General features: G+C 60.6%; 13 protein-coding genes. 9 read left to right on the forward strand and 4 right to left on the reverse strand.

Features of this window, described 5'->3' with window-relative positions; translation table 11 throughout:
* Positions 1-13 precede the first annotated feature (13 nt).
* Genes hypE through NUV55_RS07870 form a run of 4 tightly spaced genes read right to left on the reverse strand, consistent with a single transcriptional unit; the run spans position 14 to position 4,749 of the window.
* Positions 14-1,039 carry a hydrogenase expression/formation protein HypE gene (gene hypE, locus NUV55_RS07855; RefSeq protein ID WP_296671813.1) on the reverse strand — a complete coding sequence of 342 codons (1,026 nt, stop codon included), beginning with the start codon at positions 1,037-1,039 and terminating at the stop codon, positions 14-16.
* On the reverse strand, positions 1,036-3,495 hold the full coding sequence (gene hypF, locus NUV55_RS07860; RefSeq protein WP_296671814.1) for a carbamoyltransferase HypF: 2,460 nt from the start codon (positions 3,493-3,495) through the stop codon (positions 1,036-1,038). The genes hypE and hypF overlap by 4 nt, the downstream gene beginning before the upstream one ends.
* A 38-nt stretch (positions 3,496-3,533) precedes the next feature.
* Entirely contained in the window at positions 3,534-4,394 is an 861-nt protein-coding gene (hypB, locus tag NUV55_RS07865; protein ID WP_296671816.1) for a hydrogenase nickel incorporation protein HypB, read from the reverse strand.
* Positions 4,387-4,749: a hydrogenase maturation nickel metallochaperone HypA gene (locus NUV55_RS07870; protein WP_296671818.1), complete on the reverse strand. Its 363-nt coding sequence runs from the start codon at positions 4,747-4,749 to the stop codon at positions 4,387-4,389. Before NUV55_RS07870 ends, hypB begins: the two co-directional genes overlap by 8 nt.
* Before the next feature lie 278 nt (positions 4,750-5,027).
* On the opposite strand from NUV55_RS07870, the gene NUV55_RS07875 reads away from it, so the two are divergent.
* The 9 genes from NUV55_RS07875 (at position 5,028) to NUV55_RS07915 (ending at position 13,173) form a co-directional block, all read left to right on the forward strand.
* Positions 5,028-5,627 (forward strand): HyaD/HybD family hydrogenase maturation endopeptidase, encoded by a 600-nt coding sequence (locus tag NUV55_RS07875; protein WP_296671819.1) that lies wholly within the window; start codon positions 5,028-5,030, stop codon positions 5,625-5,627.
* Positions 5,624-6,076, forward strand: a complete 453-nt coding sequence (locus NUV55_RS07880; protein ID WP_296671821.1) for a hydrogenase expression/formation C-terminal domain-containing protein — start codon at positions 5,624-5,626, stop codon at positions 6,074-6,076. Before NUV55_RS07875 ends, NUV55_RS07880 begins: the two co-directional genes overlap by 4 nt.
* Entirely contained in the window at positions 6,066-7,124 is a 1,059-nt protein-coding gene (locus NUV55_RS07885) for a hydrogenase small subunit (protein WP_296671822.1), read from the forward strand. Before NUV55_RS07880 ends, NUV55_RS07885 begins: the two co-directional genes overlap by 11 nt.
* A gap of 2 nt (positions 7,125-7,126) precedes the next feature.
* Complete coding sequence (locus NUV55_RS07890) at positions 7,127-7,780, forward strand: hypothetical protein (protein ID WP_296671824.1); 654 nt, start codon at positions 7,127-7,129, stop codon at positions 7,778-7,780.
* Positions 7,777-9,138 carry a (Fe-S)-binding protein gene (locus NUV55_RS07895; RefSeq protein WP_296671826.1) on the forward strand — a complete coding sequence of 454 codons (1,362 nt, stop codon included), beginning with the start codon at positions 7,777-7,779 and terminating at the stop codon, positions 9,136-9,138. Before NUV55_RS07890 ends, NUV55_RS07895 begins: the two co-directional genes overlap by 4 nt.
* A gap of 3 nt (positions 9,139-9,141) precedes the next feature.
* The gene (locus NUV55_RS07900) at positions 9,142-10,914 is read left to right on the forward strand and encodes a nickel-dependent hydrogenase large subunit (protein ID WP_296671828.1); all 1,773 of its coding nucleotides are present in this window, start codon (positions 9,142-9,144) and stop codon (positions 10,912-10,914) included.
* A gap of 11 nt (positions 10,915-10,925) precedes the next feature.
* Positions 10,926-11,507 carry a HupE/UreJ family protein gene (locus tag NUV55_RS07905; RefSeq protein ID WP_296671830.1) on the forward strand — a complete coding sequence of 194 codons (582 nt, stop codon included), beginning with the start codon at positions 10,926-10,928 and terminating at the stop codon, positions 11,505-11,507.
* Positions 11,508-11,806: 299 nt separating this feature from the next.
* Positions 11,807-12,139 (forward strand): hypothetical protein, encoded by a 333-nt coding sequence (locus tag NUV55_RS07910; RefSeq protein WP_296671832.1) that lies wholly within the window; start codon positions 11,807-11,809, stop codon positions 12,137-12,139.
* 2 nt (positions 12,140-12,141) lie between these two features.
* Positions 12,142-13,173, forward strand: coding sequence for a V-type ATPase subunit (locus NUV55_RS07915; RefSeq protein WP_296671833.1), 1,032 nt, complete (start codon positions 12,142-12,144; stop codon positions 13,171-13,173).
* Positions 13,174-13,175: the final 2 nt, after the last annotated feature.

Raw genomic sequence — 13,175 nt, forward strand, 5'->3', positions numbered from 1 at the left:
TAACGGCGGCGCGCTAACAAATTCGCGGCAGCGGGTCGTCTTCCAATTCATCCAGCATGCGCTCACCTCCGAGCGCGGTTTGCATTTCCACAAAACGTTTGCTTTTATCGACCTTGCCGATCAGGGCCGCGTCCTGCCCTTGTGGCAGAGCACGCCAGGTAGCCAGCGCGGCCTGCGCCTGATCGGGCGCGACCACGGCCACTACCCGGCCTTCGCAGGCGAGGTATAGCGGATCGTAGCCGAGCAATTCGCACACCGATTCAACGATCTCGCGTACCGGGATGGCCGTCTCATCCATATAGATACCCATGCCCGTAGCGCGGCGGATTTCATGCGCGATCATGGCCAAACCGCCGCGCGTGGGATCGCGCATGAAGCGCAGTCCGGGGAATGACAACAGCGCCTGTGTCAGCGGCAACACGCTGGCGCAATCGGATTTCAAATCGCCGCGCATGCCAAATTGTTCGCGCGCCAGCATCACCGCGATGCCGTGGTCGCCCACCGGTCCACTGACGAGAATGGCATCGCCATCGCGTATTTGCTTCATGTCGAGCTTAAGGCCTTTCTTCCTGACACCGACACCGGTAGTGGCGAGGTACAGCCCGCCGCCTTCGCCGCGTGGCACCACCTTGGTGTCGCCGGCGGCCACGCGTGCGCCGGCCTCTTTGGCCGTGCGCCCGAGACTTTCAATGACGCGTTCAAGCAGCGCGACTTCCAGCCCTTCTTCGATAAAGGCGTTGAGCGAGAGATACAGCGGCGTCGCTCCCGCCACCGCGAGATCGTTAACCGTTCCGTGTACCGCCAGTGAGCCGATATCGCCGCCGGGAAACTCCAGTGGTTGCACCGTGAAGCCGTCCGTGGTGATCATGAGTTCGCCGTCCGGTGTCGGTAGCGGTACCGCGTCGGCCTGTACGTCCAGCAGCGGGTTGGCCAGATGGCGTGCAAATACCTGTTCGATCAGTTCGCGCATCAGGCGCCCGCCGTTACCGTGTGCCAGCGCAATATGTTTCACGCCGAGGATGTCGGGTTTGGCGTTCATGCGGGCCTGCTTCCCATCTCAAAGATCTGGCCAAAGCTGATGCCGGCGTCATTGCACGGGACTTGGTGCATGAGGCGCACGTCGAATCCGTTTTCCCGCAGCGCCGCCAGGGTGCGTTCCGTCAGCACACGGTTCTGGAACACGCCGCCAGTAAGACCCACGGCCAGCTCGCCGTGTTCCTCGCGCAGCGCAATGGCTTGCGCCACCATCGCCCGCACCAGGCTGGCATGAAAACCATCGGCGCGTTCGCTGACGGTGAGTTTTGAATTCATCAGATAAGGCAGGAGTGGCGCCCAGTCGGTCTCCCAAAACCCCTGCCGGTTTTTTGCCATGGGCAGGGGAATCGCCAGCGCACTGTCATCGGTGCAGGCGGCTTCCAGCAGCATCGGTCCCTGACCTTCATAGCTCGATCGGAAATGCAGCCCGGTCAGAGCCGCCGCGGCATCGAATAGCCTTCCGGCCGATGTCGTTTGCGGGCAGTTCAGGCGCCGCCGCCAGGCGTGATGCGCCAGCATCGGGTCTTCGGGACATTGCTTCCATTCGATCCCGGCCTCCCAGCACAGCGACAGCGCCGAGCGCCAGGGTTCACGCCCGGCCTTCTCGCCACCGGGCAGATAGAATGGCCGCAGACTGCCGGCGCGTTGCCAGTGTCCGGGCGATCCCAGCAGGGTTTCGCCGCCCCAAAGCGTGCCATCGGCGCCGTAACCGACGCCATCCCACGCGAATACCAGCCAGTTATTCACATCCGCATGTTCGCCGGCGAGGGCCGAAGCATGCGCGTAATGATGCAGCACCGGTGTGACCGGCAGGCCAGCGCGCCGCGCCCAGCGCGAGCTGACATATACCGGATGCGCATCGCACACGATGGACCGGGCGCGCACGTCGTAAAGGTTTTGCAGATCGGCGATCACCTGCTCGAACACGCTGAGGCTGCGCGGTGCGTCGAGGTCGCCGATGTGGGGTGAAACGATAACGCGATCACCCCAGGCGAGTGCGACGGTGTTTTTCATGTGGCCGCCGACGGCGAGCACTGGTTTCTCCAGTATGAACGGCAGCGTCAGCTCCAGCGGTGCAGTGCCGCGTCCATGACGCAACGGGCGTGCGAAGCCGGCGATCACTCGATAGACCGGATCGTCCGCCGGGCGCTGGATCGGGCGGTCGTGATGCAGAAACCCTTCCGCGACATGGGCCAGACGCTGGTTGACGTCATCGTTTTCCGTCAGCACCGGTTCACCGCTGATGTTACCCGAGGTCGCCACCAGCGGTCCGTCGAACTCGTCCAGCAGCAGGTGATGCAGCGGGCTGTAAGGCAGCATGATGCCGACTTCGCGCAATCCTGGCGCAATACGTTGCGACAGCGGTGCGTGGATTATTTTGTTCACCAGCACGATCGGGCGCACGGGATCGCGCAGCCATTGTTCATGTTCCGGCGTCAATTCCGCCACCGCACGCACTGCTTCCAGGTCGTCCGCGCCGCGCGCGGGATACATCACGGCGAGGGGTTTGTGCGGACGCGGTTTTTTTGCGCGCAGTCGTGCGATAGCAATGTCATTGCGTGCGTCGCACATAAGGTGATAACCACCAATGCCTTTGACGGCAATAATCTTGCCGGCACGCAGTGCGGCCACCGCCTGCGCCAAGGCGGCGGCATTGTCGCGTGTCACCACATCAGTAATGTTTTGGTTCAGTTCCCTCCCCCTTGACGGGGGAGGGTTAGGGTGGGGGTGAGAAATGTCCCCGGAAAATTCAGTTTCTTGTCCAGTTTGATCTCCCCCTCCCCCTAACCCCCTCCCGCGAGGGGAGGGGGGGAAACTTTTGGGAAAGGCTTCCGCAGCAGGCAAAGCGAAACTTAATCGTGGTCCGCAGGCGGGGCAGGCGATGGGTTCGGCATGAAACCGCCGGTCAAGCGGGTTTTCGTATTCGCGTCGGCACTCCGGGCACATCGCATACGCCGCCATGGTCGTGTTGTGACGGTCGTAGGGAAGCTTGCCGATGAACGTGTAGCGTGGTCCGCATTGGGTGCAGTTGATGAACGGATGGCGATAACGTCGGTTGACCGGGTCGCGCAACTCGCCCAGGCAATCGTCACAGGCGAAATAATCTGGCGGCACGTGGATGCGCGCCGGGGCGCCTTCACGGCTGGGAAGAATCTTGAAGGTTTCGAAGGCTTGTGGTTCTGCGGATGAGCGCGACGCCAAGCGCGGTCGTGCCAGTGGCGGCGCCTGTAGCAGCAAGGCTTGCTCGAACGTTTCCAGCGCTACCAGCGCGCCTTCCACCCATATCTCGACCGTGCCGGCTTCGTTGCGTACCCAGCCACGCAGGTCGAATCGATGTGCCAGGCGATAGACATACGGTCGAAACCCCACGCCCTGCACGCGCCCGCTGATCGTCAGGCGCAGTGCCTGACGCGGGGCGTCGGGATGAAGCATCTGTTGTGGCGTATTGCGCTTGGGCATGAGAGAGGATCGCGACGCTGTGCAGACCAGCGACGCGCTCAGGCTTCCCGATAGCGGGGATGCTTTTCGGAAGTCGCTGGGCTGGAATGATGCGCCGCCATTTCCGCATGCATCCGGGCGCCATCGGACTGGATTGCCGGGCGCAGGCTTTGTCCATGCCGTGCGCGTTGCCGTTGTGTGAGGAGTTCCTGCCGCAGCCAGTCAAACCAGGCGTCGAGGCCATCCTTTGTTTTCGCTGACAGACGCAATACCGGGGCCGGGTTGGCGAGCTGACGCAGGTAATGTTCGGCGCGGTCGGGATCGAAATCGTCCAGGGCCGGCAACAGATCGGTTTTGGTGAGCAGCACGAGATCGGCGGCGCGGAACATCACGGGGTATTTGGCCGGCTTGTCGTCGCCTTCGGTGACCGATAGCAGAGTGATGTTGCGATGCTGGCCCAGATCGAAACTGGCAGGGCACACCAGGTTGCCGACGTTCTCGATGAACAGGATGTCGATATCTGCGAGCTTCATATGATGCAAGGCATCGTGGACCATGTGCGCGTCGAGATGGCAGGCGGAACCGGTGGTGATCTGTACCGCCGGCACGCCCTTGGCGCGGATGCGCGCGGCGTCATTTTCGGTTTCGAGATCGCCCTCGATGACGGCGATGCGGAATTTATGCTTGAGCGCTTCGATGGTGGCTTCCAGCAGCAGCGTCTTGCCCGAACCCGGTGAGGACATCAGATTTAGCGCCAGCACGCCATGCAGATCGAAATGTTCTCGATTGTGCGACGCCACCTGATCGTTGGCACCCAGCAGATTCTTCAGGACCGTGACGGCATCCTGGCCCTGTGAATTCTTCTGGCGCGCCAGATGTTCGTTGCCCGGTGTAATGTTGCAGCCGCAGGTTTCACACATAACTGTTCTCCGTCTTCGCGAGCTCCACGCTTGCCAACAGCATTTCATCGCCGCTTAGCAGCTTTGTATGCCAGTCACCGCAGGCACCGCACACCAGCTTGTTCAATTCGGCATCGGTGTCCGCGCCGCAACTCTCGCAGTGCACGCGAATCGGCAGCCGTTCAATAATCAATTGTGAATCTTGCGCCACCGTGCCGGCGCTGGCCAATGGAAACGCCTGTATTAATAGTTCCGGTTCAACACCGGAAAGCGGGCCGATACGCACAATGATATGACGAATGCCTTCGGCTTGGTGCTGTCGGGCGATGTCTTCGACCTGGCTGATCAGGGCCTGACAAACTGACAGTTCATGCATGGGCTTGATAGGGCTCAGCAGTTGGTTGATCCGCCTCGCGATTTGATCCTAGCGTGAAAAAACCAATGGATTTTGACCTGTATCAATAAACGCTAATATTCCATGGGTTACAAATGCAGCGCGCAATCAACAACAACACCAGTACGGATACAGGGTGAATTGTTCATTTTGCAGCTTGCTTAATAATGCGCCTGACGGGGGCGCGGCTGCAAGTTCAAGGAAAACTCAAGCGAATCGTCAGGGGTTAGACCGACGTGGGCGCTATGCCTGAATTGCCAGTGAAAACCAGAACGCTCGTTCTGGGACTGGGCAATACGTTGCTGGGCGACGAGGGCGCCGGTGTTTACGCGGTGCGCGCCCTGCAAGAGAAGCATGCCAATCTCACCCATGTCGAATTCCTCGACGGCGGCACCCTGAGTTTCACGCTTGCCGGTTCTATCGAAGATGCTGAAAACCTCATCGTCATCGATGCTGCCCAGCTGAAAGACAAGCCTGGCACGGTGCGCGTATTCGAGGGAGAAGACATGGATCGTTTTCTCGGCAGCAATCGCAAGAGCAGCGTTCACGAAGTCAGCCTCATGGACCTGATGGCGATCGCCATTCTGGCGGAGTCGCTGCCGGCACGTCGCGCACTCATCGGCATTCAACCCGAATATCTCGACTGGTCGGACGCACCGACCGACGCCGTCGCGCGCGCCATTCCGCTGGTGTGCGACATGGCCATGGATCTCGTCAACAGATGGCAGAGAGAGGGGCGGTCCGAGCAGGGAGCCGGGACCCCGCGAAGCGGGGATGCGACCGGCCGCGAGTGGCCGCCGGCCGTCGACAGCGGAATATTTCAGACGGCAGGAAGACACGGAGGCGGCGAACGCGCATGAATCATATTAAAGGTATTCCCATCGCCACCGAAGGTATGCCGTTTGTCCCGGCGCTGAGCCATGGCAACGCCCTGCCATTACTGCACGAGATCGAGGTCCTGCTGAGCGATCTCGTGACCACGGGCAAATCCGCCAGCATCGATCTGCGCAGCTTGCCCATGCTCCCGGACGATTATGAAAAGCTTCTCGAGGTTCTCGGTGAGGGCGAGGTCAGCGCCACAGTCAACGTGCTCGGCCCGACGCTGGCGCGCGAGACGGCGATTCACGGCGTGTGGTGGGTCACGCACCAGAATGCCGACGGCGAGGTGACCGCGCAATTCATCGAAGTGACCTATCTGCCCGAAATACTCAAGACACATCCCGCCGACGCCCGCGCGGCGGTGGAAACATTACGTTCACGCCTATTGCAGTCAGCGCCAATGACGGAAGGAGATGACCATGCCGGATAATATGACTCTGGGTGAAAAACTCGTGCAACAGGGAATCAGTCGCCGAACCTTTCTCAAGTTCTGCGCCTCCATGGCTTCTCTCATGGCGCTGCCGCCGTCCATGGCCGCGGAAATGGCGGAAAAGCTGGCCAAGCTCAGGCGCCAGTCGGTAATCTGGCTGTCGTTCCAGGAATGCACCGGCTGCACCGAATCCATCACGCGCTCGCACTCGCCGACGATTGAGAGCCTCATTTTTGATGCCATCTCGCTGGACTACCACCATACGCTGATGGCCGCCTCGGGCACGGCGGCCGAGCATGCGCGTGAGCAGGCGATGAAGGAAAACGCCGGCAAATACCTGCTGGTCGTGGACGGTTCGGTGCCGGCCAAAGACACGGAGTACTATTCCACCATCGCCGGTATCAGCAACTACGACATGCTGGTTGACACCGCCAAGGGTGCGATGGCGATTCTTTCGGTCGGCACCTGCGCTGCCTACGGCGGCATTCCCAAGGCCAACCCCAATCCGACGGGCGCGGTCGCGGTGTCTGACATTATCAAGGACAAACCCATTATCAATATCCCGGGCTGTCCGCCGATTGCGACAGTCATGACCGGCGTGATCGCGCATGTGCTGACGCTTGGCACCATTCCCGACCTCGACGAATTGGGACGGCCCAAGGTGTTCTTCGGCGACACCATCCACGACCGCTGTTACCGCCGGCCTTTCTACGATCAGGGCAAGTTCGCCAAGAGCTTCGACGACGAGGGTGCGCGCAACGGTTGGTGCCTGTATGAGCTGGGCTGCAAAGGACCGACCACGTACAACTCCTGCGCCACCACGAAATGGAACGGTGGTGTGAGCTTCCCGATCGAATCCGGTCACGGGTGTCTCGGCTGTTCCGAGCCGGATTTCTGGGACAAGGGCAGTTTCTACAAGCCGTTGTCCACCGGCGAGTGGGGCGGCGGTCAAATTCTTGCAGCCGGCGTTGCGGCTGGCGCGGTCATCGGTGTCGGTGCGGCGTTCGCCGCCCGTAAACGCCAAGACAAGGCCAGCGGAGGTAAATAACCATGGATCTACTTGCATTCGCGAAGGGCCCGATACTGATGTGGTCGTTGATCATTTTTGTTGTCGGGGTGTCGTGGCGGCTGCTCGGGATACTTTTGCTGCGACGCAAGCCGGACTATTCAGAACCGCGAAGTAATGCGACGTGGTGGGGCGCGGTGCGCACCGTGTTTTCGCGCATGTGGATGCGCAAGGAGTTTCAGTCGCGCACCGCCTACGGCGCGGCGCTGGGTTACGTGTTTCATATCGGTCTGGCGATAGTGGTATTTTTCTTCGTCCCGCACATCCTGTTCATCAAGGATCTCACGGGGCTTTCCTGGGGCGGCTTGCCGAGCGGCGTGATCTACGCCACCGGCGTGGTGACCATGATCGCGCTGATCATCTTGCTCATTCGCCGTTTCACGCATCCGGTGCTAAAGCTGCTCTCGAACTTCGATGATTACTTCAGCTGGTTCGTCACCACCGCGCCGGTCGTCACCGGCCTGTTGGCGGTCGCGCATCTTGGGGCGCGCTATGAAACCTTGCTTGGCTTGCACATCCTGAGTGTTGAGCTGCTGTTTATCTGGTTCCCCTTCGGCAAGCTGATGCATGCCTTTCTATTTGCCATCTCGCGCGGTACCACCGGCGCCTTGCTGGAGCGCAAAGGAGCAGCCACATGAGCGTCACCGATATCAACAAGGAACATCCACTGGAGACGCAGGGGCCGCGCTTCGGCATCAAGAAGCCCAAGGCGCGCTACGACAAACAGGGTGAAATCCCGGACAGCGAGCGCGTGGAAATCGCCATGAAGAATTTCGTGCGCGACTTCGGTGCCCATGCGGCGACTTACATGGAGTCCTGCATCCACTGCGGCATGTGTGCCGAGGCCTGCCACTATTATGTGCAGACCAATGACCCGAAATACACGCCGATCTGGAAACTTGAACCATTCAAGCAGGCGTACAAGCGCGAGATGAGCCCATTCGCCTTTTTCTATCGCGCGCTCGGTCTTAAGCGCAAGGTAACGGTCGAGGAACTCGAGGAGTGGCAGGAACTCATTTACGATTCCTGCACCATGTGTGGACGCTGCACGCTGATCTGTCCCATGGGCATCGACATCGCCGTGCTCGTGAGCCAGGCACGCCATGGGATGTTCCAGGCCGGCCTGGTGCCGCACGAACTGTGGGCGGCTGCCGAACGTGCCGAACGCGAAGGCAGTCCGCTGGGCGCTACCCCCAAGGTATTCAAAGACCGCATCGAGTGGCTGGCCGACGATCACGAGGTCGATATCCCGGTCGACAAGGAACAGGCCGACGTGATCATCGGCATGTCTTCCATCGAGATCATGAAATATCCCGAATCCATCGTGGCTACGGCCAAGGTGTTAAACGCGCTCAAGCAGAACTGGACCATCCGGCTCGATGGCTACGAGGCCACCAATTTCGGATTGCTCTCGGGCAACTCTCAGTGGCAGAAGGACATGAGCATGAAACTCATTAACGCCGCCATCAAATGCGGCGCCAAGCTTTTGATCCTGCCCGAGTGTGGCCATGCCTACGGCGCCCTGCGCTGGATGGGGGCGAACATGTATGGCAAGCCGTTGCCGTTCAAAGTCATGCATATCTCCGAGTTTCTCGCGGAGAACCTGAAGAACGGCCAGCTCAAAGTGAAGAAAGTCAAAAAATCAGTCACCTACCACGATCCCTGTCAGGTCTCGCGCCGCGGCGGCGCCACCCCGGCCGGACGCACCGTTCTGAACGCGCTCGGTGTGGATCTGCACGAGATGACCCCCACGGGTGATCTCAACTGGTGTTGCGGCGGCGGCGGCGGTGTCGTCACGATTCATCGTGCCGATGACCTGCGCTACAAGGTATTCGAGATCAAGATGAAGCAGGTAAACGATACCGGCGCTGAAATGCTGGTCATGAGCTGCTCCAATTGCCGCCTGACGTTCGATGATGGTCAGTCGCATTTCAAATGGGACAAGACCGCGAACAGCCTGCTGGAAATGGTTGCTGACAATCTAGTCGAGGGATAAAAAATGGCCACTCAAACAGTTGTTGTCGATCCGATCACCCGCATCGAAGGCCACCTTCGCATCGAGGCCAAGACCGACGGGAACGGTGTCATCACCCAGGCGTCGAGCGCCGGTACCATGGTCCGCGGCATTGAAATCATTCTGCGCGGGCGCGACCCGCGCGATGCCTGGGCCTTCGCCCAGCGCATTTGTGGCGTCTGTACGCTGGTGCATGGTATCGCCTCGGTGCGCGCGGTCGAGGATGCCTTGAAATATGAAATTCCTGCCAACGCGCAGTTGATCCGCAACCTCATGATTGGCGCGCAATACGTGCATGATCATGTGATGCACTTCTATCATCTGCACGCGCTGGACTGGGTTGACGTGGTCTCGGCGCTCAAGGCCGATCCGAAAAAGACCTCTGAACTGGCGCAGTCCATCAGCAACTGGCCCAAATCCTCGCCCGGCTATTTTGCCGACACGCAGAAGAAGGTGAAGAACTTTGTTGAGTCCGGCCAGCTCGGCATTTTTGCCGGCGGCTACTGGGGGCACCCGGCCTACAAGCTGCCGCCCGAGGCCAACCTCATGGCGGTGGCGCATTACCTCGAGGCCCTCGTGTGGCAGCGCGACGTGGTACAGATCCACACCATCTTCGGCGGCAAAAACCCGCATCCGAACTTCCTGGTCGGTGGTACTCCGGCGGCAATCAGTCTGCATCCGCAGCATCAGGGACAGGGTAAGGGCCCGCAATACCGCGGCGGTGCCGGCGCCACCGCGGTGAACATGGTCGGCTTGCAGCGCGTGAAAAACGTCATTGATTCGATGCGCGCCTTCGTGGACCAGGTATACGTGCCCGACACGCTGGCGATTGCCGGCTTCTACAAGGATTGGGGCGCGCAGGGTGAGGGCGTGGGCAATTTCATGTGCTATGGCGATTTTCCATCGAAGGGCAACAACGACGTCGACAGTTTCCTGGTGCCACGCGGCGTGATTCTCAACCGGGATCTTTCGCGGATTCATGAAATCGATCTCAACGCCGAGGATCAGATTCAGGAGTTCGTTTCCCATTCCTGGTACGACTACAGCGGCGGCAAGGACAAGGGGCTGCATCCGTATAACGGTGAAACCAAGCTCAATTACACCGGGCCCAAGCCGCCGTACGAGCATCTCGACACCGACAAGAGTTATTCCTGGCTCAAATCACCGCGCTGGAAGGGCAAGGCGGTGGAAGTCGGGCCGCTGGCGCGCGTGTTGATGCTGTACGCCAAGGGCCACAAACAGACCAAGGAACTCGTCAACATGACGCTGAAGAAACTCGATGTGCCGGTCGGCGCGCTTTTCTCCACGCTTGGGCGCACCGCGGCGCGCACGCTCGAGACCAAGATCTTCGTCGATGCGCTGGAGGGCTGGTACAACCAGCTGATTGCCAACATCAAGGCCGGCGACGTGAAGACACACAATGAAAAACTGTGGGAACCCTCGACCTGGCCAAAGGAGTGCAAAGGCGTGGGTTACACCGAGGCGCCGCGCGGCGCGCTGGCGCACTGGATCGTGATCAAGGACGGCAAGATCGACAATTACCAGGCCGTGGTACCGAGCACCTGGAATGCCGGCCCGCGCGATCCGGCCGGGCAGGAAGGCCCGTACGAAGCGGCGCTCAAGGGACACAAGTTGCACGATGCGAAACAGCCGATCGAAATATTGCGCACCATTCACAGCTTCGATCCCTGCATCGCCTGCGCGGTGCACGTCACCGATCCGGATGGCGAGGAATTAACCAAGGTCAAGATCAGCTAAAGGAGACATCCATGAAACGCGGATATCAGATAGCGGCGGTATTGGCAGCGCTGTTTCTGGCAGGCACGGCGCAGGCGCATACCATCGGCGCGCACGGCGCGGGATTCGCCGCCGGCATGGCGCACCCTTTCATCGGGCTCGACCACCTGCTCGCGATGGTGGCCGTAGGCATATGGGCCGCGCAACTCGGCGGGCGCGCCATCTGGCGCATGCCGCTGGCATTCATGGCCATGATGGCACTGGGTAGCATGTTCGCCTTCGTCGGATTGCTGCTTCCCGCCGTCGAGGCCGGCATTGCCGTTTCGGTGCTGGTGTTGGGTCTGCTCATCGCGGTGGCGGCGCGTTTCCCGCTCGCGGCCAGCATGCTACTGGTCGGGGCGTTTGCATTGTTTCACGGCCATGCGCACGGCCAGGAGTTGCCGCACGCGGCTTACGCGCTCTTATATAGTCTGGGTTTTTTGCTGGCCACCGGGTTGCTGCACGCCACCGGCGCGGTTATGGGAAACCTGCTCAGTCGCGGCATCTCAACGAACTGGGTGCGTCTGATGGGTGGCGGTATTGCCGCCGCCGGCGTGATGTTGGTGGCTGTTTGACGAGCCGTAAAGCTTGCTGGAAGAACAAGAGTCACGCTTCGCCTGATTCATCAGCGGCCCGCCTTTCGCGTCATCAGAACACAGTCAGGTTCTTTATACCGCCATTGTATTGTTGTATGCGTCAGGCGGCGGTACCCCCTGGTTACGCTGAAATTATATTGACTTGTCCGTCTCAGATCCGCCTTGCTTGATAAATATCAAAGCAGCGGGAGTTCTCTTTCATCAGTATTCAATTATGTTCTCATTCATTGCTAGTTACGTGGCTCTGACGGTGTTGAACTCAGGCGCAGGGGGCTGACATGAGCGAAGAAATAGAAGATGAACTGCAACGGCTGCTCGATACCGAGCTCCAGGCCGAGGCGCTGGTGCGTGAGGCCGAACTCAAGCGCGAAAAAATGATCCGCCAGGCGCGCGCGGATGCACGCAGCGCCGAGCAGCAATTTGAGGCGAGGTTGCCGGAACTGCGCGCCTCGTTCATGGAAAAAGCCGAGGAACGCGCCGTCCAGGCGGTGGCGGAACTGGCACGGCGCTATGAGGAACGCCGTGCCCAGCTGCGTTCCCAGGCGAAGTCGCGCGAGGATGATGCCGTCAAGGCGGCGGTTGAGTTGCTGCTTGATACGGAGCGGGGCTGAACGTGGGCCCCGCCAGCCGCTACGCCTATCTCCACGGGCGCGTATCGCTCATGGGCGCGCGCTTGCTGTCGGAGACGGCGCTGGCAAATCTCAGCCAGGTGCCGGCGGATCAGGAGACGGAACTTCTCGCAGCAGGTGGTCTCAAGCCGCCATCGGAGGAGCAGACAGTCGGCGCAATGCGCTCACTCGAACAGCGGCTTATCTCCAGCTTGCTTGCCGATATCGTGGTGCTGACGCGCGCGCTCACGGGAGGCGCGCGGGATTTTCTTATCTATTGGGCATACCGGTTTGAACTCAGCAATCTCAAAACAATACTGCGCGCCAAGCTGTACGGCGAGAGCGTGGCCACCGTACGCGAGCAGCTGTTCGACATGGGACCGTTCGCGCGTCTGCCCGTCGATGAATTGTTGCGCACCGATGACGTCACCGAGTTGTTGCGCCGGCTCGAGGGGACGCCCTATGCCGATATCGCGCGGCAGGGACGGCGCATCTATGACGAGCAGCACGAGCCGTTCGCGCTCGATGCGGCCGTCGATCGCCAGTACTTCGCCGGTCTGGCCAAACGTTCCCGTGAGGCCGAAGGCGGCGGCGACCCGCTGCGCACGCTGGTCGGCAACCTGATCGACCGTATCAACCTGCTGTGGCTCCTGCGTTATCGCTTCGCCTACGGATTGCCGGCCGGCGAAACCTATTATCTGTTGATCCCGGCGGCCTATCGTCTTGGCGGAAACGAGCTCCAGCGTCTTTCGCAACTCGGCAGTTTCGAGGAGGTGATCGCGAATGTGCCTCCGCCCTGGGGACCGCTGCTCGAAGGAGCGCAATCGGCCGCCGAAGTGACCCTGCGGCTGGAGCGCGACACCTGGCGTCTGGCGCGCAGCGTCATGGCGCGGGGGGTATTTACGACGGCACGTGCGTTTGCCTATCTGCTTCTGCGCGAGAAGGAACTGCGTCAGATCCGTGCGGTGGTCAAGGGCAAGCGCCTCGGCGTTGCACCCGACCTCGTGCGCGAGGCCATGGGACTGGAGGCTGCGTGATC

This window comes from Sulfuricaulis sp. (assembly GCF_024653915.1).
Lineage (GTDB): Bacteria > Pseudomonadota > Gammaproteobacteria > Acidiferrobacterales > Sulfurifustaceae > Sulfuricaulis.